The sequence below is a fragment of the Actinopolymorpha pittospori genome, from assembly GCF_014873875.1.
Taxonomy (GTDB): domain Bacteria; phylum Actinomycetota; class Actinomycetes; order Propionibacteriales; family Actinopolymorphaceae; genus Actinopolymorpha; species Actinopolymorpha pittospori.
In genome coordinates this window covers 4,557,006-4,580,953 of the sequence record NZ_JADBEM010000001.1, presented here as the reverse complement: position 1 = coordinate 4,580,953, position 23,948 = coordinate 4,557,006, and the positions used below count along the sequence as shown (strand labels likewise).

The following is a 23,948-nucleotide window of genomic DNA, read 5'->3' as shown; positions in this document are numbered from 1 at the left end:
CTTGGTAGGTTCCTGCGGTGACGCTCGTACTCTCTGACTCGGAGATCGCCCGAGTCCTCGTCATCACCGCCCATCCCGACGACGTCGACTTCGGCGCGGCCGGCACGATCGCACAGTTCACCCGCGCCGGAATCGACGTGGTCTACTGCATCTGCACCGACGGTCAGGCCGGCGGCTTCGAGGATAGTGTTCCTCGCTCGGAGATCGGCCCTATCCGACGTGCCGAGCAACGATCGGCCGCCGCCCGGGTCGGTGTACACGACGTCCGTTTCCTCGGACTCGTCGACGGTGAACTCGAACCCGATCTCGTCCTGGTACGCGAGATCACCCGGGTGATCCGGGAGGTGCGCCCGGACCGGCTACTGACCCAGAGTCCCGAACGCGACTGGACCTTCCTCGCCCGCAGCCATCCCGACCACCTGGCGGCGGGCGAGGCCGTGGTCCGCGCGGTCTACCCGGCGGCCCGCAACCCGTACGCGTTCCCCGAACTCGCCGACGCCGGGCTGAAGCCGTGGACCGTCCGCGAGGTCTGGCTCTCCGGTCACCCGACCACCAACCATGTGGTGGACATCACCGAGACGTTCGACCAGAAGATGGACGCGTTGTACGCGCACGAGAGCCAGCACCCGGCTCCCGGCGAGCTAGAGCCTCGCCTGCGCGAGGCGTTCGGACGGGTGGCGACCTCCGCGGGCCTGCCGCCCGGCCACCTCGCCGAGGGGTACTTCGTCGTCTCGACCGGCTGAGTGGTCAGCGCCAGAAGACCGCCACCAGGACGTTGAGCAACGTCAGCGCGACCAGGCCGAAGTACAGCATGGGCGGGATGGTCGGTTTCTTACGGTTGATCCACGCGAGCACCGTGATGACCAGAACGACCACGAGCTTCACGCCGATCTTGGCGTTGTCGACGGACTCGTCGAGACCGCCCTGGATGACGCCGACGAGCAGAACGCCGGACACCAGCTGGGTCAGCGATCCGTGCAGGATCGCCGGCTGGATCCGGCGTTCGGGACCCTTCATCTGCACCAGCAGCCCGCCGAGCAGGCTCGCGAGTCCGACAAAGTGGATGAACAGCAGCAGATGGCGTAGAAACTCCACGGCGACCGCGCCCGCCTTCCTTCGGTGACAGCAGCTGACTGGCAGCAGGCACCATCGGCAGGCTCCCGCCGCGCCGTCTTACTACGAGCAGTAGTAAGACGGCGTGACGATCATAGCGACCACCTGGGAACACTCGGCAACCGGACGCGCACGTCGAACCTGGTCCGTGCGCGCCGGTCGAGCCGGATCAGGCGGCAGAAGACCAGGCGACTCAGACCAGGCGACGGTCGGTCGCCCACCGGGTCAGCTCGTAGCGGTTCGACAACTGCAGCTTGCGCAGAACCGACGACACGTGGGTCTCCACCGTCTTCACCGAGATGAACAGCTCCTTCGCGACCTCCTTGTAGGCGTAGCCGCGAGCGATCAGCCGAAGCACCTCCCGCTCCCGCTGCGTCAACCGGTCGAGCTCCTCGTCGATGCTGCCCGGGTCGACCGCACCGGCGAACGCGTCGAGCACGAAGCCCGCCAGCCGCGGCGAGAACACCGCGTCACCATCGGCGATCCGGCGCACGCCATCGACGATCTCGTCGCCGGTGATGGTCTTCGTCACGTAACCACGGGCACCCGCCCTGATCACGCCGATCACGTCCTCGGGAGCGTCGGACACGCTCAACGCGAGGAACCGGACCTCGGAGTCCGTCGCGAGAACGCGCCGGGCCACCTCGGCCCCACCGCCACCAGGCAGGTGAACGTCGAGCAGGACGACGTCGGGCTTCGTCTCGAGGATCACCTTCACCGCCTCGTCGACATCGCCCGCCTCCCCCACGATGTCCACCGCGGCGCCGATCTCGGTGCGTACGCCGGTCCGGAACATCGCGTGGTCGTCGACCAGCACGATCCGGCGGCGGTTGTCGGGGTTAGTGCTCACGGGTTCTTCCTCTCACCAGCCACGGCTGTCAGTCCTGCTGCTCACGGTCGCGTTCGGCTCCTCGCTCGTTCCTCGCTCGTCCCCGAGCCGCTCCGGTGTTCATGGTCGCGTTCGGCTCCTCGCTCGTTCCTCGCTCGTCCCCGAGCCGCTCCGGTCGACGATGAGGCGAACCTCCGTACCCTCCCCCGGGCTGCTCCGGACGTCGGCCTTGCCACCGTGGCGTTCCATGCGTTCGTAGATGCTGCGGCGTACACCGAGACGGTCCTCGCCCACCCGGTCGGTGTCGAAGCCCACCCCACGGTCGCGGACGAAAACCTCCACCCGGTCCTGTTCGACCTCGGCGTAGACGTCGATCCTAGGTGCGCCGGAGTGCTTGGCCGCGTTGACCATCGCCTCCCCGGCCGCGCGCACGACTGCGGTGAGCACCGTGTCGATCTGTGCGTCACCGACCATCACGACCTCCACGGGGATCCCGTGGTGGTCCTCCACGTCGGCCGCCACTCTGCGCAGTTCGGTGCGAAGGGTGGCGTCGGAGTCCTCCTTGTCGGCGTACAGCCACTGGCGCAGGTCGCGTTCCTGGGCACGGGCCAGGCGGACCACGGCACGCTGGTCGTGCGCCTGCTTCTGGATCAGCGCCAGCGTCTGGAGCACGGAGTCGTGCAGATGGGCCGCCATGTCGGCGCGTTCCTGCGAGCGGATCCGCTCCCGCCGTTCCTCGGAGAGGTCACCGACCAGCCGCCACACCCAGGGACCAGCGATGAGCGCCACGCCGACAGCCGCCCCGAGGACGACCGGCAGACCCGCCTTGATCGCGTCCAGGCCGCCCACCGAGGCGAGCCCCCACGACAGGGCGACCGTGACGAGCGCGAGCCCGACCACCGTGCGGAGGACCGTCACCCATCCGCCGGTCGTGAACAGGGGCCACAACCACTTGAAGCGGGTCGGTGCGGAGGAGGTCCAGCGGACCCGCTGGGACTCGTCGGCCTGGCGCCAGAGCAGTGCCAGCCCACCGCCACCCAGGATGAGCGGCCAGAACGCCCGGGCCGACACCCCGCCGAAATGCGGAAATATGGTCAGAACGCCGATCGCGAGGACCGCGATCGACACGATCTGACCGGTGTCCTTCTTCCCCTTGCGCCGCGGCCGCTCACTGCGCAGTCCCTGCCGGGTCGCCGCGGCCACACCGGCGGGCTGGGAGGTGGCGTGAATCGCCGTGTCCTGGGGCAGCACCACCCACAGCGCGGCGTACAGCATCAGACCGAACCCACCCATGCAGGACAGTCCGATGAAGGCGAGACGCACGTGGAGGGGGACCAGCCCGAGGTGATCCGCGAGCCCGGACGCCACTCCACCCAGCGCCTTACCATCGGTACGCCGAACGCAACGCGCAGTCGCACCCCGCACGTCCGCGGCCGTCGGCGTGCCGAGGGTCCCGGCACTCGGATCGGTGAAGATGGGAGCCTCCTCGCCAGATGTCGTCTCCTGATGGTCACATGAGATCGGCCGGCGAGCCACCGGGACGCTCCCGGAGGCGATCCCGAACACGGCGGGGTGAACCCCAGGGACATCCCCGATGGCGCCGCCGGGCGGGAGGACGAAGGATCGTGGAATGCCAGACATGACTCCGCCTGCCGATCGGAGTGAGTCCGCGGGTCGGGACGACCCCGGCCCGGAGGGCGCCACCAGCGACGACGCGCCGCCCGCCGACCACACCGCTCCGGACGGCGGAGGGTCGGGGCGGCACGACGGCCTGCTCGGTGAGGTTCGCCGGCTGCGCCGTATCGACGAGGGACATGTCCTCGGCGGCGTGTGCGCCGGTCTCGGCCGCCAGCTCGGAATCGACCCGGTCGTCCTCCGGGTCGTTCTCGCCGTTCTCGCGCCGTTCGGCGGAGTTGGCATCATTCTGTACGGCACCGGCTGGTTGCTGATGCCGCAGGACCGCGGCGAGGAGTCGATCCTCGAACAACAGCTCGGGCGGCGCCGCAACGGCAGCCCGGACAACGCCATCTTTGTGGGCGCCGTGGTCGTTCTCGGCCTCGTCGCCGTGAGCATCCCGTGGTGGGGCCTGCCCTGGCACGTCCCCGCGCTCCTGGTCCTGAGCGTCCTCGGCCTGCTCGCTCTCCTGCGCCGCGCCGGCTCGGATCCCGCCGACCGAACGCAGCACGCCGACACCCCAAATTCGGCCGACGCGCCGTCCACTCCCCCGTCAGCTGCTTCCCCGTCAACTGCTCCGCCGTCGGACGCTTCCTCCGCAGCCGGCGATCAGACCGCCGCCACCCGGCCTCTCGCCACGACCAGCCCGGCTTACGTGTCCAGGTCCGTGGCCGACGCGATGTCGGACACCCGGCCGATCGCCACCCGGCCCGTGGACACCTCCTCGGCCGAGAACGCCGCGGCCGACGACACCCAGCCGATCAAGGCTGGGCCGACCGCGCCCTCCGAGACCACGCCCTCCGACGCCACGTCGGACGACACCAGGCCGGAGGACACGAAGCCGATCGACGTCCGGGCGACCGACGCACCGACCGGCGCCCCGTCCGGCCATGAGCCGACGACGGTCTCCAGCCCGATCGGAGCGCCGACCGACCCGACCCAGCCAGTCGTCCAGTTGGGTTCGTGGCGAAACGCGCCTCCCGCTCCTCCCGCGTTCTGGGACCAGACCGACCCGCTCGGTCTGAACGCCGTGCCGAACCCGACCGGAGACGAAGGCGAGCCTCCGCCGGTCCCACCGCCGGCGCTGCCGGAGCTGAAGCGTCGGCGTTTCTGGCTGTTCGCCACGACGATCAGCGCGGCGGCCATCGTCTGTGGGGCCATGGCAGCGGTCGAGGAGAGCACCACGGTTCCGGGGCGAAGTGCTCCCATGATCGACATCCCCGCGGCCGGGTACGTCGCCGCCGCGCTGGCCGTGGTCGGCCTCGGACTCATCGTGGGTACGTGGTTCGGTCGCTCGCGCGCGCTCGTCGCCATCGGGGTGGTACTCGCCCTCGCGCTGGTCCCGCTCAGCGCCGCGGAGAAGTGGATGGGCACGAGCGCCAACATCGTCCACCGGCCGACCTCGGTCGGGCAGATCGAACCCTCCTACGAGTTCTCCGCCGGCCGGATCCTGCTCGACCTGCGGAAGGTGCCGTTCCGGGACGGTCAGCCCGTGCGGTCGTCGTCGATCGACATGGGCACGGGTGACGTGACCGTGCTGGTGCCCCCCGACGTCGACGTGCATGCGAGCGGCGACGTCGGTGTGGGCGACCTTCGGCTCCTCGGCCAGTCCTCCGGTGGGATGGACAACTCGCTGGTTGTCACCGACCTCGGCTCCGACGGCCAGGGTGGCGGTCGACTCGACCTCACGATCGATCTCGGCGTGGGAGAGGTGGAAGTGAATCGTGGCTAGGCAGAAGGCTCACCGGCGCAGCGCGAACGTCTCGTCCCTCGTGGCCGGGATCGTGTGCTGCGGGATCGCACTCGGCTGGCTCCTCGTGGAGTCGCGCCAGCTTCGACTCGCCGACCTGGGCTGGCTGCTGCCGACGATCCTGATCGGCGCCGGCCTGATCGGCGTGGCCGTCTCGGTGCAGCGCAGCCGGAACCAGCGCCGGCGCACCTGACGGCGCCTGCCCCCGGCCCGCCGTACCAGGGATGCCCCTACCACGGCAGGGGTCAGGTCAGGGAGGCATCGGGACGTTTCCGGATCGTCGCGGTGACCCGAACCAATGAGAATTAAGACATGAGCGAAACAGCGTCCTACAAGAAGATCGTCCGCACCAAGAACGAGCGCATGATCGCCGGTGTCTGCGGCGGCGTGGCGCAGTACGCCGGGGTCGACCCGGTGATCGTCCGACTGGCTCTCGCCGCCCTCACCGTCCTCGGCGGCACCGGAATCCTGGTCTACATCGCCGCCTGGATCATCATCCCCGAAGAGGGAACGGCCTAGTCTTGAGTCGGCGGACGGCGGCAGTCCGACCTGACCTTCGAAAGCGCGGGTTCCATACGTGGAACCCGCGCTTTCGCGTTCCGCCGAACCACTCCGTCACCGGGCAGAAAAAGGCTCTCGAAAATACTTCGCGCTCTCGGTGGCCCTGGCTGTCGAAATCGCGGCGGCGGCTCCGTCCCTCCCTCGAGGGCGGCCCGAAGAAAGCCGCCGAGACGAGAAGGACCTGACATGAAAAGGGACAACGTGACGAACGCCAGCACGGGGAGGACGAGCATGGATCCGCGGACGGTCGCCGACGTCATGAGCGCGCCGATCTCCCAGGAGCTTCTGGAGTCCGCGATTCCGGCGAGGTTCGCCTACGTCGGAGTCGACGGGGATCCACGGGTGATCCCGATCGGCTTCGTCTGGGACGGCCTGCGGTTCCTCATGTTCACCGTGCCGAAGTCGGCGAAGGTGCGCGCACTGCGGCAGAACCCGCGGGTGGCGATCACGATCGACACCCAGGGCTTCCCCCCGCGGGTGCTGCTGGTCCGCGGAGCCGCGAGCCTCGAACTCGTCGACGGCGTTCCGGACGAGTACGTCGCTGCGTCCAGGAAGGTCCTGGAGCCGGACCAGTTCGCCGACTGGGAGTCCGGTGTCCGCGCGCTCTACGACCAGATGGTCCGCATCACGGTCGAGCCGGACTGGGCGAAGTTGCTGGACTTCGAGACCACCATCCCGAAGGCCGTCGAGGACCTCGTCCGCGCGCGCCAGGGCGCCTGAGCCTAGCCGCGCCCGTGCGGCGTGGTCCAACCCGAGGTGTCCGGCCCCTTGGGGACGACGCCCGTCGGGTTGATCATGTGATGCGTCCCGTAGTAATGCCGCTTGATCTGGTCGAAGTCGACAGTCTCTCCGATGCCAGGTGTCTGGAAGAGGTCGCGCGCGTAGGCCCACAGCACCGGCATCTCGGTGATCTTGTTGCGGTTGCACTTGAAGTGGCCGTGGTAGACCGCGTCGAAGCGCACCAACGTCGTGAACAACCTGACGTCGGCCTCGGTCAACCGGTCACCGAGCAGGTACCGCTGACCACGCAGCCGGTCCTCGAGCCAGTCGAGCCGGGCGAAGAGCGCGTCGTACGCCGATTCGTAGGCGTCCTGCGTGGTGGCGAATCCGCACTTGTAGACGCCGTTGTTGACGTCGTGGAAGATCAGGTCGGCGACCTCGTCGATCTCCGCGCGCAGGTCCTCGGGATACAGGTCGGGAGCGCCCGGCTTGTGGAACGCCTTCCACTCGGTGGACAGGTCGAGCGTGATCCTCGGGTAGTCGTTGGTCACCACCAGGCCGGACCGCTCGTCGACCAGGCTGGGAACCGTCACCCGTCCCTCGTAGCCGGGGTCGGTCGCGAGGTAGCTCTCGGAGAGAAACTCCACGCCGAGCACCGGATCGCGGCCGTCTGGGTCGAGGCTGAACCGCCAACCGCGTTCGTCCCGGATCGGATCGACCGTCCCGAGCGAGATCACGTCCTCCAGGCCGAGCAGCCGCCGCACGATGGCCGCCCGGTGTGCCCACGGGCAGGCCCGCGACCAGATCAGTCGGTATCGGCCCGGCTCGACCTTCCGGCCCGACGATCCGTCGGCGGTGATCCGCTCGGTGAACCTGTTGGCCTGCCGGACGAACTCACCCTTCGCACTGGTCTCCCGGCGGAACTGGGCGGTGCCGGACGACGAGGGGCTCGTGGTCTGCGTGGACTGGGCTGTCGACTCAGGCATGCGCCCAGTGTTCCGCGCCGCGCAGATCCGCGCCAACCGTCGCCGGTCGGCGCGGACGGGCCACGGTCAGAGCAGAAGTGACGGTCAGCGCGGGAGGGCCACGGTCACGCCGGGCGTCGCGGGCGTGGCCGAACTCATCTCGGCCAACGCGTCGGGGATGCCGTCCAAGCCGATCCGCCGCCGGATCAGTTCCTGCGGACGCAGCCTTCCGGCCTCGATCAGCCCGAGCATCGCGGGATAGTCGTGCGCGGCGAGGCCGTGGCTGCCGAGGATCTGGAGTTCGAAGGCGACCACCCGGTCCATGGGGATCGGCGTGGGCCCGGCGGGGAGGAGCCCGACCTGGACGTGGCGCCCCCGGCGCGCGAGGCTGAGGACGGACGCCGCACAGGTCTGCGGTGAGCCGAGACAGTCCAGCGAGAGCCTTACGCCGCCTCCGGCGAGGTCGCTGACGACGGTCCCGATCGCTCCTGGGTCCTCCTTCGCCGTCGTCTGGGCGATCGAGGCGTCGACGACCTCCTCGGCGCCGAGCTCGCGGGCGAGTTCGAGCGCGGCCGGTGAGACGTCGACCGCGATCACCCGTGCACCGGCAGCGACCGCGATCATCACGGCGGACAGGCCGGCTCCGCCGCAACCGTGGACCGCCACCCAGTCGCCCGCCGCAACCCGTCCTTGACGGAGCACCGCACGAAAGGCCGTGGCGAACCGACATCCGAGGGTCGCGGCGGTCGCGAAGTCCAGCGAGTCCGGGAGCAGGACGAGATTGACGTCGGCCTGGTCGACGACGACGAGGTCGGCGAACGAACCCCAGTAGGTGAATCCGGGCTGCCGTTGGTTTTCACAGACCTGCCGCGCGCCGGCGGCACACTGCGGACACTGCCCGCACGAGCCGATGAACGAGGCGGTCACCCGCTGGCCGGGCCGCCATCCTCGAACCTGCGCACCGACCTCCACCACCACGCCGGCGAACTCGTGCCCGCCGACGTTGGGCAGGCTGACATCGGGGTCATGGCCCTGCCAGGCATGCCAGTCACTGCGGCACACACCCGTCGCAGTCACCTCGATCAGCGCGGCATGCGGAGCGATCTTCGGCTCGGGCACCGCACGGATCCGGGGACGTTCGCCGAAGTTGTCGTAGACGATGGCCCGCACGGGATCATCGTAGGGGAAGGCGTTCCGCGGGCCGCGTCACTCCCACTCGATGGTGCCCGGCGGCTTGCTGGTCACGTCGAGCACCACCCGGTTGACCTCGCGGACCTCGTTGGTGATGCGCGTGGAGATCTTCTCCAGCAGGTCGTAGGGCAGTCGGGCCCAGTCGGCGGTCATGGCGTCCTCGCTCGTCACCGGCCGGAGCACGACGGGGTGCCCGTAGGTGCGCATGTCGCCCTGGACGCCGACCGAACGGACGTCGGCGAGCAGCACGACCGGGAACTGCCAGATGTCGAGGTCGAGACCCGCGGCGGTGAGTTCCTCCCGCGCGATCGCGTCGGCCGCCCGCAGGATGCGCAGGCGGTCGGAGTCGACCGCACCGACGATCCGGATCGCGAGACCCGGACCAGGGAACGGCTGGCGCCAGACGATGTCGGCCGGGAGCCCGAGCTGTTCGCCGACCTGGCGTACCTCGTCCTTGAACAACGCCCGCAGCGGCTCGACGAGGGAGAACTCCAGGTCGTCCGGAAGTCCGCCCACGTTGTGGTGGGACTTGATCGTCGCCGCGCCCTCACCACCGCCGGACTCCACGACGTCGGGGTAGAGCGTGCCCTGCACCAGGAAGTCGACGGACTCACCGTGGGTGCCGGCGTCCTCGACGATCTCGCGGGCGGCCTTCTCGAAGACCCGGATGAACTCCCGGCCGATGATCTTCCGCTTGGTCTCCGGGTCCTCGACACCGGCCAGCGCCCCGAGGAACTGGTCGGAGGCGTCGACGACCCGCAGGCTCACCCCGGTGGCCTCGACGAAGTCGCGCTCGACCTGCTCGGCCTCGCCCTCCCGCAACAGGCCGTGGTCGACGAAGACACAGGTCAGCTGGTCACCGATGGCGCGCTGGACGAGCGCGCCGGCCACAGCGGAGTCGACCCCGCCGGACAGGCCGCAGATGGCGTGCCGGTCGCCGATCTGGGCGCGGACGGCCGTCACGGTCTCCTCGACGATGTTGACCATCGTCCAGGTGGGACGTGCGCCCGCGATGTCGTAGAGGAAGCGTTCCAGCACCTTTTTGCCGTGTTCGGAGTGGAGCACCTCCGGGTGCCACTGCACTCCGGCCAGCCCGCGGTCGACGTCCTCGAAGGCCGCCACCCGGGCTCCTTCGGAACTGGCGGTGACGGCGAAGCCGATCGGCCCCTTCGTCACCTCGTCGCCGTGGGACATCCAGGCCCGGAACTGCCCGGGCAGGTCGCCCAGCAGCGTCGAGCCCGCCCCGTCGACGGTGACCACGGTGCGGCCGAACTCCGACTGGCCCGTGCGCAGCACCTCACCGCCGAGGGCCTGGGCCATCGCCATGAAGCCATAGCAGATGCCGAACGCCGGAACTCCGGCCTCGAACAGCGCGGCGTCGACCTGCGGTGCGCCTTCGGCGTAGACGGACTGGGGTCCACCGGACAGGATGATCGCCTTCGGCCCACGGGCCAGCATCTCCGCCACCGGCATGGTGTGCGGGACGATCTCGGAGTAGACGTGCGCCTCGCGAACCCGGCGGGCGATGAGCTGGGCGTACTGGGCGCCGTAGTCGACGATGAGAACGAGATCGTGATCGGTCACGATGGCCTTCCGACGGGCGCTGCACCTGACCCTGGCGAGTCTAGGGCCTGCCCTGCCGATCAGGGTCGATGGGTGAGCGGGTGATCCGCGCCCGCGGCCGACCAAGATCCGCAGGAAGGGCCCGGGGTCCCGTACGTCTCAGGTATGACCGCCCAGGCGACCCGACGCCGACGGAGGCGCGCGCAGACGCGCCTTGCCGGCGACGCGGAGGGCCCGCTCCCGCCGGAAGACTCGCCGGCATGGACCCCAACCTCCAGGCGAGCGGCCCGGCGCCGTACCCGTCACCGCACCAGTCACCGCACCAGTTCCCTCCCCTCCCCCGTCCCGTCCAGGGCGGACCCGTCCCGACGCGACCGGGGGCGGAACAGTCCGGTTGGGCGCACTCAGGTCCGGCGCTGTCCGGGCACGCACTGTCCGGTCCGGCACTGTCCGGGCACGCACTGGTCAAACGGTTCGGAACGACGGTCGCACTCGACGGCGTGAGCCTCACCGTGACGCGCGGCGAGTCGGTCGCGATCATGGGACCGAGCGGATCGGGCAAGTCGACCTTGCTGCACTGCCTGGCCGGGATCATGCGCCCGGACACCGGTGAAGTCGTCCTCCACGCCGGTGACCAGGGCGGCACGGACCAGCGCGTCGACACCATGAGCGAACGCGCTCGCAGTCACCTGCGGCGGAGCCGGTTCGGGTTCGTCTTCCAGTTCGCGCAGTTGCTGCCGGAGCTTCCGGCGGAGGAGAACATCGCGCTGCCGCTGATGCTCGGTGGGGTGGCTCGGCGTACGGCGGTGGAGCAGGCCCAGCGCTGGCTGGCACCACTCGGGCTCGCGGGCCTGCAGAAACGCCGTCCCGGTGAACTCTCCGGCGGCCAGGCCCAGCGTGTCGCTCTCGCCCGCGCGCTCGTCACCGAACCCTCGGTCGTGTTCGCGGACGAGCCCACCGGTGCCCTCGACCAGGCGACCGGTGAGGAGACCATGGGGTTGTTGGTGTCGGCGACCAGGCGCAACGGCGCGGCACTGGTGGTGGTGACCCACGATCCGCAGGTCGCCCGGGCCTGCGACCGCACGGTCGAGGTCCGCGACGGCCGGCTGCTCGCGACCGGCGACGGGCCGATGGCCGTGCCGGGGGGCCGTCGATGACCAGTGTCAACCTCACCTTGCGCCTCCTTCGTGCGGGCGGTGCGCGTGGTCTGCTCGGCGCCGGGTTGATGGCGGCCGCTGTCGCGCTGTCGACCGCGTTGCTGCTCGCCGCCGCGGCGGCGAACGTCGCGTTCGACCACCGGGCGGACCGCGAAACCTGGCGCCATCCGGGCACCCCCGCCGCGTCCGGGGACGCCGTGGCGATCGAGGCCGCCTCGGTCGACTACGTACGGGGCAAGCAGATCAACGTGATCGACCTGGCGGCACTCGACCGTCCGGCCGGCGCCGCGAGAAACCACCAGGCACTGCCCACTCCGCCGGGTATGCCGCGATTCCCCAAACCGGGCGAGGTCTGGATGTCGCCGGCGCTCGCCCGGCTGGCCGCGAGCCTGCCCGCGAACCAACTCGCCAACCGCTTCGGCTCCGCGTCCGCGTCACCGGACGCCCAACGGACCACTCGGGCTCACCCCACCGGCCTCCTGGGCCAAGCCGCGCTCGTGCACGACGGTGAACTCGTCGCCGTGGTCGGGTGGGCATCGACCGACCCGGCCATGTGGGCCCCCAAACAGACCGCGGTCGAGCGCTCGTCCGACCCGACTCCCATCGCGTCGTTCCAGGAGGGCGAACCCTCCGCGATTGCCGGGACCTACAAGGTCTTCACCGTCATCGCGACCATTCTCCTCGGAGTACCGCTGCTGGTCTTCGGTGGTGCCGCCGCCCGACTCACCGTGGCGCGGCGCGACCAGCGGTTGGCCGCCCTCCGACTGGTCGGCGCCACACCGGGTCAGGTGGTCGCGATGACGGTGACGGAATCGGTTCTGACCGCGCTCGGCGGGGCCGTCGCGGGTGTCCTTCTCTATCTGGCCATGATTCCCGGCCTCGCCCAGATCCGGATCGAGGGCGGCACCTGGGCGTTCTCCGACCTCTGGGTCGGGTTCCCCATCGTCCTCGCGACCGTGGTCGCCGTCGCCCTGCTGGTCGGCGTCAGTGCGATCGTCGGGCTGCGTCGGGTGGTGGTGAGCCCGTTGGGTGTCGCTCGCCGCGAAACTCCGCCCGGCCTGCGCATGGTGCGGCTGCTCGCGTTCGCCGCCGCGATCGTGGCCTTCCTCGTCGCGAGCAAGGTGGTCCTGGGCTGGGGGTCGACCGGGAAGGCAGTCATCATCGCCCTGCTGGGACTCGGCTTCTGGACGATCAACCTGGTCGGCCCCTGGGTGGTCGCCCTCATCGGCAGGTTGACCGCGGCGGCCGCCCGCCGACCGGCCGGTCTCCTCGCGGGTCGCCGGCTCGTCGACGATCCCCGGTCGGCCTGGCGGACCGTGAGCGGCGTGGCACTGACCGGATTCGTCGCCGGGTTCACCGTCCTGCTCAGTCCGGCGGCGAGCGTCGTCGCCGACTCCCCCATCGAACAGTTGAGTGCCGCCGTGCCAGCTCAGCAGGTGCAGGCCGTCAGCGCGGAGGCGCGCCAGCGACTGCGGGACGTTCCCGGAGCCGCGCTCCAACCGCCGGACGAGCGCGGTGGCGACGGCGCGAACGACAGCGGCGACGCCGGCCACGACCGGCTCGTCATGGTCACCGTGACCGTGCACGGTGGAGCGGAGCGGGTCGACCAGGCCCGTACGGCGCTCGCCGGACTCGTACCCGGGCGACACTTCACGTCCCCGGCCGACGCCGACCGGAGCGGCATGCAGGTGCTCCTCGACATCCGGACGGGCGCGCTCACGGTCCTCATCGCGTCGTTCCTCATCGGGACGGTCAGCGCCGGCATCAGCGGCGTCTCCTCGGTCCTCGACCGTCGGCAGACCTTCGCTCTGCTGCGGCTGGCGGGCACTCCTTTGAGGGTCCTGGACGCCGCCCGCCGCCGCGAGACGCTGGTGCCGCTCGTCGTGATGGGCGGCGGCTCCCTCCTCACCGGGGTCGTGATGGCCGCGCCGTTCGCCCTGGCCAACCCACTCGAACCCACGGCGCTCGTGACGCTTGCCGCCACGGTGGTCGGAGGGCTGGCTGCCGTGGTCGGAGCGAGCGAGCTCAGCCGGCCGCTGCTGCGCGCGGTCACCACCAACCCCTCGCCCCGCCCCGACTAGGACACGACCTGGGTCGTGTCTCTTTGGTTCACGTCCGGCTTCCAGTCCTGGACGAGGAGCCCGAGCAGCACCTCGTCCAGGAACTCGCCCATCACCCAGGCCGAGGAGCGCAGCACGCCCTCGCGGACGAAGCCGTTCCGCTCGGCGGAGCGCAGCATCGCGGCGTTGTCCGACAGCGTCTCGATCTGCAGCCGCTGCAGGCCGCGCACGACGAAGCCGTAGTGGCACAGCACAGCGACCACGTCGGTGCCGTAGCCCTTTCCGCGGGAGGACGGGAGCAGTCCGAGGCCGATGTGCGCGGACCGGTTGTGGTTGTCGATGCCCCACAGCGTCGCGGTGCCGACCAGCGCGCCGCCGTCCAACTCCACCACGGAGAACGGGACGCGCCCCTGCTCACTGTCGTCCACCACGAGCCGCGGGTCCTTCGAGCCGGGCGTGATCGGCCGCCACGGCCGGCTGTCGGCCCGCGAGGAGTTGACCACGTCGTCGTAGAGCTCGGCTCGCAGGATCGGGATGTCATCCTCGTGCCGGGCTCTGAGCCCGACCTTGCTGCCCCTTAGCATGCGAGCTTCCTAGCCGACCGGGCTGGACAGGAGCAAACCGACAAGGCACGTCGACGGCCAGCCAGGGGGACGGAGCCCAGGTCCGCGGTCGCGCAAAAGCAGGTGCCGGCACGGTGGTTCGACGTGTTCAATGGCCGCCGGACGGGTGGCGCCGAGGTCGGGCGTTCTCGACCTTCCCCACGTTCCCTACCCTGAAGGAGCCACCGCCGTGGACGGCGAGACCGAGCCGGGTCGGGTGGAGTCCACCGTGCCGGCACCGGGCAGGTTGGCTGGCCTGCACGTCGACGCGCTCTTCCGCACCACGCCCGACGGTGCACTCCTCGAGACGAACGAGCCCAGTCCCGGGACCGCTCCCCGGGTCTTCGTCGCACGGACGTCACAGGGTGTCATCTGCCGACTCCGCCACGACGTGCCGGCACCCCTCGCGACCAGGCTCCGGCAGATCGCGGCCGCCCTGCCACCACTGCCCGAGCGTCGCGCGGAGGTGAGGGCGTACGACGACCTTCGTGAGGCGGTGGAGGAGGCCGGCGCCGTCGAACACGTCTGGCACGGCCCCGCCTACCATTTCGCCGCCGAACCAGGTCCGCTGGACCCCGACGTCGCGGAGATCACGGCTGGGCACAGCGCCCTCGCGGGCGAGTTCGAGTGCTTCCACCAGGATCTTCCCGCCATGGCGCCGTTCTTCGGGATCATCCGTGCGGGAGCGGTCGTCTCCGGCTGTTTCAGCGCCCGGATCACCACCAAGGCAGCCGAGGCCGGTGTGATGACCGACGTCGCCCACCGGGGCCAGGGACTCGCCGCGGCGGCCGTCAACGCGTGGCGCCTCGCCATCGCCCGCTCCGGCCGGACCCCGCTCTACAGCACGTCGTACGACAACGTTAGTTCGCAGGCGGTGACCCGTCGCCTGGGCCTGGCGCAGTACGCCGAGACGTTCGCACTGACCTGATCCTGACCGCTCACCGGCTCATCTGCCGCGAGAGACGTAACCACGCCCGGGTTCGGTCGTTGGTGGAGAGACGGTGTCGTTCCGGCCAGACCGGTACGTCACCGCCCGCACGACGGTCCCGCTCGCGGCCTCGCGGTGACCACCTCGTGTGTGGGGCCCGGCTCCTCGCCTGCTGGAGCCGGGCCCCTGCGATGATGAGCACCTGATGTCGCCCACCCAGATGCGGAACCACCATTACTGCCGGAGCGTCCGAATCGCATGATGCTTTCCGTACTTCGACGCGGTGCTCCACTTGCTGCGCTCACGGGGGTCCTCGTTCTCACCATGGCAGCTTGCGGGTCTGAGCGAGCGACGACCACGGAGGCACAGCCCAACCCCACCGCCAGTCAGCAACCAACGCCTGGACCCACCATGTCGCCAGATCGAGTGACCCTGCAACGCACCGGTGGCATCGCCGGCTTCAACGACACCTTGGTCGTCGACTCCGACGGGAAAGCCACGCTTTCCAGCCGGGGCAAGAAACCCTTCACCTGCACGGTCACACCACGAGTGATGTCGCAGCTCGCGGTCGCGGCCGACGCGGCGTCCAAGTCGCGCAGGCCCAAGTCGCAGGACACGAAGAAGTTTCCGACCGCGACGCCTGACGCTATCCACTTGTACTTGACGATTGACGACGAGCGGATTCGTTACCAGGACCTCGAGGACCGTGACGACAGCTACCGCGACGTCTTCCAGTTGATGAACGACGTGCTCGCTTCGGCGTCCGCCCTGCGCAAGGGCCAGAACGTCGTCACCGACGGCGGCGCTGCCTGCACGGAGTGACGTCCGGAAGCGACCTGGGCGTGGAACAGGTGGGGGTTTGCGGCGGGCGGTTCCCGATGTGGGACCGCCCGCTTCTCTATTCACCGGCTTCTCTGCACAGGTTTCCATTCGCCGGCCCGTCTTCGCCGATGTGCGTTCACCGGTCGCCTTCGGCGGTCCTTCGTCCCCGGTCGCGTTCGGCCGTCCTTCTTTCGAAGGTTTACCCTCGACGAGCACGGCGGAGCGCTCGTCACCGAGGCGAGGTGGCGGAGCGCCGTTGGCCAGGCGTCTCGGGCGCCCCTCACCCATCCGCACGAGCGGCCGCGCGGGCTCCGCGGGTGTAGCGAAGCTCGCCAGGCGCCCCGGTCGGGACGACCGGATGCCGCGGGAGCACCGGCTCGATCCGCTGGTAGTCGGCACCCAGGGCCGGGCGGGTGTCCCCCTCGCCGTTGTTGGGCCAGAACGACATCGCCCGCTCAGCCTGCGCGGTGATTGTCAAGGACGGATTGACGCCAAGGTTGGCAGACACCGCCGCTCCGTCCAGGACGTGCAGACCGGGATGTCCGAACACCCGCTGGTACGGATCGATCACACCGTGTTCGGGATCGGCCCCGATCGCGCAACCGCCGATGATGTGCGCCGTCAAGGGAATGTTGGCGACCTCGCCGATCGTCCCTCCCGGCGAGCCGCCGATGATCTCGGCGAGTCGGCGGACGACGCGGTTGGCCGCGGGAATCCAGACGGGATTGGGTTCGCCGTGTCCCTGTCGTGAGGTGAGGCCGTCCCGCCCGAAGCGACGACGCCGCAGGCTCACGGTCAGGGAGTTGTCCAGCGACTGCATGACGAGCGCGATGACGGTCCGCTCCGACCAGTGCCGGAGGTCGAGCGTCCGGGCGAGGTCGACCGGATGACGGGCCGCGGCGCCGAGCCACTTCGCCCACCTGGGCCGTGGCCCGCCGCCGTCGGTCAACAGGGTCTGCAGCATGCCCATCGCGTTGCTGCCCTTGCCGTAGCGGACCGGCTCGACGTGGGTCTGGGGATCGGGGTGGAACGACGAGGTGATCGCCACGCCCCGGGAGTAGTCCGTCGCCCGCCCGCGGGCCACCGCGCCCACGATCGACTCGGAGTTGGTCCGGGTCAGGACGCCGAGCTTCGCGGACAGGTTCGGGAGCCAGCCGTCAGCCTTCATCTGGTGCAGCAGCCGCTGGGTACCCAGCGAGCCGGCGGCGAAGACCACCTGGTCGGCCTCGAAGGCCCGCGGGGAGGGGGCGCCGTGCCCACGCTCCCCCAGGTTGGGCGTCGACTCGGTGTCGACGGCGTAGCCGCCCTTGGCCAGGGGACGTACGGCGGTCACCGTCGTGAGCGGGTGCACCGTGGCACCGGCCCGCTCCGCGAGGTGGAGGTAGTTCTTCGTCAAGCTGTTCTTGGCGTTGTGCCGGCAGCCGGTCATGCACTCCCCGCACTCGATGCAGGTCCGTCGGCGCGGTCCGGCTCCGCCGAAGTAGGGGTCGTCGACGTCGGTGCCGGGCGGTGTTCCCGGTGCGCCGAAGAAGACACCGACCGGCGTGGGGCGGAACGTCGCGCCGACGCCCATCTCCTCGGCCACGGTCCGCATCGCGAGGTCCGAGGGCGTCATGGTCGGGTTGGGGGTCACCCCGAGCATCCGCTTGGCCTGGTCGTAGTGCGGCGCGAGTTCGGCCCGCCAGTCGGTGAGGTGGCGCCACTGTGGGTCGTCGTAGAACTCCGTGAGCGGCTCGTACAACGTGTTGGCGTAGACCAGCGACCCGCCGCCGACGCCGGCACCGGAGAGCACCAGCACGTCGCGCAGCAACGTGATGCGCTGGATTCCGAGGCATCCCAACCTGGGCGCGAACAGGAACCTGCGCAGCTCCCACGACGTACGCGGGAAGGGCACCACGCCCGACTCCGGCCCCGACCCGTCGGCCTTCTCGACGAACCTCGCGCCGGCCTCGAGAACCCCGACGCGGTAACCCTTCTCGGTCAGCCGAAGCGCCGCGACGCTACCGCCGAATCCGGAGCCGATGATCACGACGTCGTAGCGCGGAACGGCCTGGGCGCGACGACGACGTCTCACTTGTGGCCGACCTTCCGCATGGCCTTGAGCGCGGTGGTGAGTCCGCGGGCGAACGTGCCGTAGGAGAGCCCGCGCGGAGGCGCGACCGGCACCCGCTGCACGGCGATGGTCTGCGGCTCGGTGTATTTCAGCAGGCCGTCGGCGCCGTGTCGGCGACCAAGACCCGAGTCGCCCACACCGCCCATCGGGGAGTCGATGCTGCCCCACGCCGCTGCGTAGGCCTCGTTGATGTTGACCGTGCCGGCCCGCAGGCGCTGGGCGACCCGGCTCGCTCGGCGTACGTCGCGGCCGTAGACCGAGGCGTTCAGGCCGAACCGCGAGTCGTTGGCGAGCGCGACCGCCTCGTCCTCGTCGGCCACCCGGTAGACCGACACCAACGGGCCGAACGTCTCCGCGGAGTGGCAGTCCATGTCGGGGGTCACGCCGGACAGCACCGTGGGCTCGAAGTAGCAGGGCCCGAGGTCGGGACGGGCGGAACCACCGGCCAGCAGCTGGGCACCCTTGCGTACCGCGTCGTCGACGTGCGCGGCCACCGTCTCCAACTGCTGGCGGGACACCAGCGACCCCATGTCGGCGCCGTAGTCGAAGGACGTGCCGACCCGCATCGCGCGGACCCGGGCGAGGAAGCGTTCCAGGAACTGGTCGTGGATCGGCGCGGCGACGTAGAGACGCTCGATCGAGATGCACAGCTGGCCCGCGTTGGAGAAGCAGCCGCGGACAGCCCCCTCGGCCGCGACGTCAAGGTCGGCGTCGTCGAGGATGACCATCGGGTTCTTGCCGCCGAGTTCGAGGGTGCAGCCGATCAGGCGCTCGCCGCAACGGGCGGCCACCATGCGACCGGTCTCCGTCGAACCTGTGAAGCAGACGAAGTCGGCTTCGTCGATCAGTGCCGTACCGACCTTGCGCCCCTCCCCCACCACCACCTGCCACACGTCGGCGGGCAGACCGGCGTCGGCGAGGAGTTCGGCGCCGAGGAGTCCTGACAGGGCGGTCTGGGTGGAGGGCTTGGTGACGACGGCGTTGCCGGCGAGCAGGGCGGGCAGGGCATCGGAGATCGCCATCGTGAAGGGGTAGTTCCACGGCGCGATGACCCCGACCACACCCTTGGGATGGCGTACTTCCGTCGTGCGGGTGAGCAGCGGGAACAGCCCCGCCCGGCGGGTCGGCAGCAGGTGCTGCTGGGCCACCTGGGCGTAGTAGCGGGCGTTGACCGCCACGTCGCACAGTTCCTCGAACGCGTGTCGACGCGCCTTGCCCGACTCCCACTGGATGACGTCGAGGATGTCGCGCTGGCGCTCGAGGACGAGGTCGTGCAGGCGCAGGAGCAGGTCGGCGCGTTCGCGCAGGGGTACGCGCGCCCACTCGACCTGGGCCTTGCGGGCCCGGGCGAAAGCCGCCGGGACGTCCTCCACGCTGGAGACGGGCACCTGGGCGAGCGTCTCCCCGGTCAGGGGCGACACGGCCGGCACCGACCCTCCCGTGGTCGCGAAGACCCGGCTGGTGAGTGCCGCGACCCGACCCGGCGCGAGGCCGGCTTCGGTCAGCTCCTTGGTACGCGCCGTCATGGCTTCAGCCTAATCCCGCCCGACCCCCCCTTCAGCACACTCGACTCGGCGTCCTTCGCGCTGTCGGAGCCCTCCAGCAGCGAGTCAGCCTCCTCCGCGCAGATGCGGGCCATCGCCTCGACCGCCCGCGCCAGTCCGGCGAGGACGTCCAGGTCGAGGCGGCCGAGCAGCCGGCGTTGGTGTTCGCGCTTGATCTCGTGCAGATTGCGGAGAAGATCCCGACCCGCCTCGGTGAGGACGATTCGCCGGACTCGCCGGTCCTGTCCGTCGGGCAGCCGGTGCACCAGACCCCGTGCCTGCAGCCGGTCGACGATCCCGGTCAGCGTGGTCGGTCCGATGCCGAGGGTCTCGGCCAGCTCGTGCGCCGACAGGGCCCCCGAGGCGCCGAGCACGAAAAGCGCCCGCAACTGCTGCATCGTGAGGTCCACTGAGAAGAAGTCGGTCGCACCCTGCCGTATGACATAGCGACGGAAGTCACTCTCAGCGCTCTCTATCCGGGCGATCAACTCGGCTCTGTCATCCACGCCGCCTACTCCTCACTCCTCCTCAGGGAGGATCATCCCCCGGAATACCCCCGGAAAAGGTAGCCTGACGACGATAATCCGTACGAAGCGAAGTATCCTCGTCCACGTCCAGGGCCGGCCGTGAGGCAGCGCCCAGCCGGGGCAGCAATCCGAGGAGAACCCCGTATGTCCAGACTGGCCCGACTGAGTCTCGCCAACCGGAGCCTCGTCGCTCTCGTCTCGATCGCCATCCTGGGGTTCGGGCTCATCTCGACCGGATCGCTCAAGCAGGAGCTGATCCCCAGCCTCGAGCTGCCCGGCGCCTTCATCACGACGGCCTACCCCGGCGCCTCTCCCGAGATCGTCGAGCGCGAGGTCACCCGCCCGATCGAGTCCGCGATCGCCGGGGTCGAGGGCCTGGACAAGACGACGGCGACATCCAGCAACGGGTTCTCCGTCGTGCAGGCCGAGTTCACCTACGGCACCGACATCGGCCGGGCCGTCCAGAACGTCCAGCAGTCGATCAACAGGCTCAGTAGTCAGTTCCCCGACGACGTCGACCCAACCGTCCAGGCGGGCAGCTTCAACGACTTTCCCGTGGTCCTGCTGGCCGTGAGCGCCAACGTCAACGAGCAGGAGCTGGCCAAGCGCCTCGACGAGCGGGTCGTGCCCGAGCTGGAGAAGCTCGCCGACGTACGCCAGGTGCAGGTCACCGGTACGCGCGACGTCCAGGTGTCGGTCACCGTCGACGACAAGAAGCTCGCGAGTCGCGGAGTGACCCTGCAGAGCGTGGTGACCGCCCTGCAGGCCAACGGTGTGAGCGTCCCAGGCGGTCAGTTCGACGCCGGAAACCGGTCGTTGACGGTCGACGTCGGCGCGCCGTTCGACTCCGTGGCCGCGATCCGCGCCGTACCGATCCTGCCGAGCGCGGGGGCCGCGGGTGGCGGTGCCGGCGGCGGTAGCCAGGCCGGCGGCGGTGGCCAGGTCGGCGGCGGTGGCCAGGCCGGGGACGCCCAGACGGGCGACTCCCAGACCGGTGGCTCGAGCGACTCCCAGACCGGCGACTCCGACGCGACCAGCGGGGCGAACACGGCCCGACGGGCCGCGCCCCCGGTTGTTCCGAGCCCGGTCCAGCTTGGCGACGTCGCGACCGTCAAGGAGACCCTGGCGAAGTCGAGTTCGATCACCCGCACCAACGGCAAGCCGACGCTCGGTATCTCCGTCACCAAGACCGCCGACGGCAACACGGTCAAGGTGTCGCACGAGGTCCAGGACCGGCTGCAGGACCTCCGGACCTCGATCGGCTCCAACGCGGCCCTGACCGTGGTGTTCGACCAGGCGCCGTTCATCGAGCAGTCCATCGAGGGCCTCACCACCGAGGGCGCGATCGGCCTGCTGTTCGCCGTCCTCGTGATCCTCCTCTTCCTGCTGTCGCTGCGCTCGACGCTGGTCACCGCCGTGTCGATCCCGTTCTCGCTGCTGGTCGCCATGATCGGTCTGTACGCCGGCGGTTACTCGCTCAACATCCTCACCCTCGGCGCGCTCACGGTGGCGGTCGGCCGGGTGGTCGACGACTCCATCGTCGTCCTCGAGAACATCAAACGACATCTGGCCTACGGCGAGGACAAACAGCGCGCGATCCTGGCCGGCGTCCGCGAGGTCGCCGGTGCGGTCACCGCGTCCACCGTCACCACGGTCGGGGTCTTCCTACCGATCGCGTTCGTGGGCGGACAGGTCGGCGAGCTGTTCCGGCCGTTCGGTGTGACCGTGAGTATCGCGCTCGCCGCGTCCCTGCTGGTCTCCCTCACGATCATCCCGGTGCTGGCGTACTGGTTCCTGCGCCGGCCGGTCATCGCTCCCGGTGAGGAGGAGCGGATCCGTGCGGCCGCGATCGCCAAGGAGCAGCGCAGCCCGCTGCAGCGCGCCTACGTCCCGCTGATCCGGTGGACGACGCGGCACAAGCTGATCACGCTGCTGGTCGGTGTGCTCGTCTTCGCCGGAACGATCGGCGCCGCGCCGCTGCTGAAGACCAACTTCCTCGACGACAGCGAGCAGAACACCGTCACCGTCAGCCAGGAGCTGCCGACCTCCACCTCGCTGGCCGCCACGGACGCCGCGGCCAAGAAGGTCGAGGCGGTGATCGGCGACCTCGACGACGTGGAGTCCTACCAGACGACCGTCGGTTCGAGCAGCTTCGGCGGCTTCTCCGCGGGCGGCGGCTCGAACGAGGCCAGGTTCTCGCTGACCACCAAGGAAGGCATCGACCAGGCGGCGTTCCGCGACCGGTTGCGTACGGATCTCGACAAGGTCAAGGACGCCGGGACGATCGCCGTGCAGGGCGTCGAGTCAGGCCCGCCCGGGTCCGGTGGCCTCGAGGTGATCGTCACCGCACCGACCACGGCCGCGCTGAGCAAGGCCGCCAACCAGGTCGAGGACGCGGTTCGCGACGTACCCGGAACCACCGACGTCAGCAACAACCTCAGCACCGAGATGCCGACCGTCCGGGTCTCCGTCGACCGGGCCAAGGCCGCCCAGGTCGGGCTGTCCGACGCCCAGATCGGACAGGCCGTACGCCAGGCGTTCGAGGGACAGCGGGCGGCGAGCGTGGTGCTGGACTCCGCCCAGCGCGACGTGATGCTCTACAACGGCACCAAACCGACGAGCCTCGCCCAGGTCCGCGCGCTCCCCCTCACCACCCCCCTCGGCACGACGGTGCGGCTGAGTTCGGTGGCCACCGTGTCCGAGGTGCAGCGGCCCGCCCAGCTGTCCCGCATCGACGGCGAGCGCACGGCCACCATCTCGGCCACCCCGGACTCCTCCGACGTGGGCAAGGTCACCTCCGACCTGCAGGCCGCATTGGACAAGCTGAACCTCACCGACGGAGCCGCCTACCGGCTCGGCGGCGTCAGCTCCCAGCAGAACGACGCCTTCGCCCAGTTGGGCCTCGCGATGCTCGCCGCGATCGCGATCGTCTTCCTGGTCATGGTGGCGACGTTCCGCAGCATCGTGCAGCCACTGATCCTGCTGGTCTCCGTGCCGTTCGCGGCGACCGGCGCGCTCGGGCTGCTGCTCGCGACCGACACCGCGCTCGGCGTTCCCGCGCTGATCGGCCTGTTGATGCTGGTCGGCATCGTGGTCACCAACGCGATCGTCCTGATCGACCTGATCAACCAGTACCGCGAACGTGGCATGGGTGTGCGCGAGGCGGTGATCGAGGGCGGCCGACGGCGGCTGCGACCGATCCTGATGACGGCCCTCGCGACGATCTTCGCGCTCATCCCGATGTCGCTCGGCCTGACCGGCGGCGGGGTGTTCATCTCCAAGCCGTTGGCGATCGTGGTGATCGGTGGTCTGATCACCTCGACGCTGCTCACGCTGGTCCTGGTACCCACGCTCTACACCCTCGTCGAGGAGTTCAAGGAGCGCCGGCGGCACCGCCGTGGAGGGCCGGTCAACGAGCGGGCCGCCGACCGCGAGTTCCGCGAGCAGGTCCGCGAGGAGGATCTCGCCGACGCCACCGAACCGGCTCCGGCCGCAGCGGACGGCTGGTCCACTCCGGTCGGTGCGCCGTCAGCCGCGGGCCAGGGCGCACCGCGTCGCGACGGAGCCGTGCCAGAGCACGCCCGCGTCGTCGACGGGGTTGTCGTCCACACCGACGAGCACACCAACGGTGCGCACTCGCTGGTCCAGTACGGCAACGGCGCACACTCCCGGTCCGACGCACCGGTCACCGTGACGGAGGTGGCTGGTTCGGGAGAGCCCGTACGGGTTCAGGTGGAGGTCGTCGTACGCACCGCTCCGAGCGACCCCGACGCACCGACCAGGCGTCCGAACGAGGGCTGACCTCCCACCCGCCCAGGATCTCGGCGAC

The 23,948-nt window shown here is 70.1% G+C and carries 20 protein-coding genes; 10 read left to right on the top strand and 10 right to left on the bottom strand.

Annotated elements, in window-relative coordinates; all coding sequences use genetic code 11:
- Positions 1-17 precede the first annotated feature (17 nt).
- Entirely contained in the window at positions 18-743 is a 726-nt protein-coding gene (locus HEB94_RS21655) for a PIG-L family deacetylase (RefSeq protein ID WP_192751586.1), read from the top strand.
- Positions 744-747: 4 nt separating this feature from the next.
- Here HEB94_RS21655 and HEB94_RS21650 read toward each other — a convergent pair whose 3' ends face one another.
- The 3 genes from HEB94_RS21650 to HEB94_RS21640 all read right to left on the bottom strand — a co-directional run bounded on the left by HEB94_RS21650 (position 748) and on the right by HEB94_RS21640 (position 3,367).
- Entirely contained in the window at positions 748-1,095 is a 348-nt protein-coding gene (locus tag HEB94_RS21650) for a hypothetical protein (RefSeq protein ID WP_192751585.1), read from the bottom strand.
- Between the two features lie 211 nt (positions 1,096-1,306).
- The gene (locus HEB94_RS21645; protein ID WP_202897325.1) at positions 1,307-1,909 is read right to left on the bottom strand and encodes a LuxR C-terminal-related transcriptional regulator; all 603 of its coding nucleotides are present in this window, start codon (positions 1,907-1,909) and stop codon (positions 1,307-1,309) included.
- Positions 1,910-2,062: 153 nt separating this feature from the next.
- Complete coding sequence (locus tag HEB94_RS21640) at positions 2,063-3,367, bottom strand: ATP-binding protein (RefSeq protein WP_420481598.1); 1,305 nt, start codon at positions 3,365-3,367, stop codon at positions 2,063-2,065.
- A 205-nt stretch (positions 3,368-3,572) separates the two neighbouring features.
- Here HEB94_RS21640 and HEB94_RS21635 point away from each other — a divergent pair, with 205 nt between their 5' ends.
- The 4 genes from HEB94_RS21635 to HEB94_RS21620 all read left to right on the top strand — a co-directional run bounded on the left by HEB94_RS21635 (position 3,573) and on the right by HEB94_RS21620 (position 6,647).
- Complete coding sequence (locus tag HEB94_RS21635) at positions 3,573-5,348, top strand: PspC domain-containing protein (RefSeq protein ID WP_192751583.1); 1,776 nt, start codon at positions 3,573-3,575, stop codon at positions 5,346-5,348.
- Positions 5,341-5,559, top strand: a complete 219-nt coding sequence (locus tag HEB94_RS21630) for a hypothetical protein (protein ID WP_192751582.1) — start codon at positions 5,341-5,343, stop codon at positions 5,557-5,559. Before HEB94_RS21635 ends, HEB94_RS21630 begins: the two co-directional genes overlap by 8 nt.
- 119 nt (positions 5,560-5,678) lie before the next feature.
- On the top strand, positions 5,679-5,885 hold the full coding sequence (locus HEB94_RS21625) for a PspC domain-containing protein (protein WP_192751581.1): 207 nt from the start codon (positions 5,679-5,681) through the stop codon (positions 5,883-5,885).
- A gap of 228 nt (positions 5,886-6,113) precedes the next feature.
- Positions 6,114-6,647 (top strand): pyridoxamine 5'-phosphate oxidase family protein, encoded by a 534-nt coding sequence (locus HEB94_RS21620; RefSeq protein WP_238361591.1) that lies wholly within the window; start codon positions 6,114-6,116, stop codon positions 6,645-6,647.
- Between the two features lie 2 nt (positions 6,648-6,649).
- Here HEB94_RS21620 and HEB94_RS21615 read toward each other — a convergent pair whose 3' ends face one another.
- The 3 genes from HEB94_RS21615 to guaA form a co-directional block, all read right to left on the bottom strand.
- The gene (locus tag HEB94_RS21615; protein WP_192751580.1) at positions 6,650-7,633 is read right to left on the bottom strand and encodes a glutathione S-transferase family protein; all 984 of its coding nucleotides are present in this window, start codon (positions 7,631-7,633) and stop codon (positions 6,650-6,652) included.
- A gap of 84 nt (positions 7,634-7,717) precedes the next feature.
- A complete protein-coding gene (locus HEB94_RS21610) occupies positions 7,718-8,782 on the bottom strand; it encodes a zinc-binding dehydrogenase (RefSeq protein ID WP_192751579.1) in 1,065 nt (354 codons plus the stop codon).
- Positions 8,783-8,818: 36 nt separating this feature from the next.
- Complete coding sequence (gene guaA / locus HEB94_RS21605; protein ID WP_192756595.1) at positions 8,819-10,390, bottom strand: glutamine-hydrolyzing GMP synthase; 1,572 nt, start codon at positions 10,388-10,390, stop codon at positions 8,819-8,821.
- 236 nt (positions 10,391-10,626) lie between these two features.
- On the opposite strand from guaA, the gene HEB94_RS21600 reads away from it, so the two are divergent.
- Together HEB94_RS21600 and HEB94_RS21595 are read left to right on the top strand one after the other, a co-directional pair.
- On the top strand, positions 10,627-11,523 hold the full coding sequence (locus tag HEB94_RS21600; RefSeq protein WP_202896472.1) for an ABC transporter ATP-binding protein: 897 nt from the start codon (positions 10,627-10,629) through the stop codon (positions 11,521-11,523).
- Entirely contained in the window at positions 11,520-13,604 is a 2,085-nt protein-coding gene (locus HEB94_RS21595; protein ID WP_192751578.1) for an ABC transporter permease, read from the top strand. Before HEB94_RS21600 ends, HEB94_RS21595 begins: the two co-directional genes overlap by 4 nt.
- Here HEB94_RS21595 and HEB94_RS21590 read toward each other — a convergent pair.
- On the bottom strand, positions 13,601-14,167 hold the full coding sequence (locus HEB94_RS21590; RefSeq protein ID WP_192751577.1) for a GNAT family N-acetyltransferase: 567 nt from the start codon (positions 14,165-14,167) through the stop codon (positions 13,601-13,603). The two genes, HEB94_RS21595 and HEB94_RS21590, sit on opposite strands and share 4 nt — an antisense overlap.
- A 208-nt stretch (positions 14,168-14,375) precedes the next feature.
- Between HEB94_RS21590 and HEB94_RS53655 the strand changes: the two genes are divergently transcribed.
- Together HEB94_RS53655 and HEB94_RS21580 are read left to right on the top strand one after the other, a co-directional pair.
- Positions 14,376-15,113 (top strand): GNAT family N-acetyltransferase, encoded by a 738-nt coding sequence (locus HEB94_RS53655; RefSeq protein WP_192751576.1) that lies wholly within the window; start codon positions 14,376-14,378, stop codon positions 15,111-15,113.
- A 411-nt stretch (positions 15,114-15,524) separates the two neighbouring features.
- Positions 15,525-15,935, top strand: a complete 411-nt coding sequence (locus HEB94_RS21580) for a hypothetical protein (RefSeq protein WP_192751575.1) — start codon at positions 15,525-15,527, stop codon at positions 15,933-15,935.
- Between the two features lie 280 nt (positions 15,936-16,215).
- Here the strand turns inward: HEB94_RS21580 and HEB94_RS21575 are convergent, their stop codons facing one another.
- From HEB94_RS21575 to HEB94_RS21565, 3 genes are read right to left on the bottom strand one after another with little or no spacing between them, the layout of a single operon-like run.
- Positions 16,216-18,009, bottom strand: a complete 1,794-nt coding sequence (locus tag HEB94_RS21575) for a GMC oxidoreductase (RefSeq protein WP_192751574.1) — start codon at positions 18,007-18,009, stop codon at positions 16,216-16,218.
- Positions 18,006-19,574 (bottom strand): succinic semialdehyde dehydrogenase, encoded by a 1,569-nt coding sequence (locus HEB94_RS21570; protein ID WP_192751573.1) that lies wholly within the window; start codon positions 19,572-19,574, stop codon positions 18,006-18,008. The genes HEB94_RS21575 and HEB94_RS21570 overlap by 4 nt, the downstream gene beginning before the upstream one ends.
- Entirely contained in the window at positions 19,571-20,098 is a 528-nt protein-coding gene (locus HEB94_RS21565; protein WP_192751572.1) for a MarR family transcriptional regulator, read from the bottom strand. Before HEB94_RS21565 ends, HEB94_RS21570 begins: the two co-directional genes overlap by 4 nt.
- A 165-nt stretch (positions 20,099-20,263) precedes the next feature.
- On the opposite strand from HEB94_RS21565, the gene HEB94_RS21560 reads away from it, so the two are divergent.
- A complete protein-coding gene (locus tag HEB94_RS21560; RefSeq protein WP_192751571.1) occupies positions 20,264-23,920 on the top strand; it encodes an efflux RND transporter permease subunit in 3,657 nt (1,218 codons plus the stop codon).
- Positions 23,921-23,948: the final 28 nt, after the last annotated feature.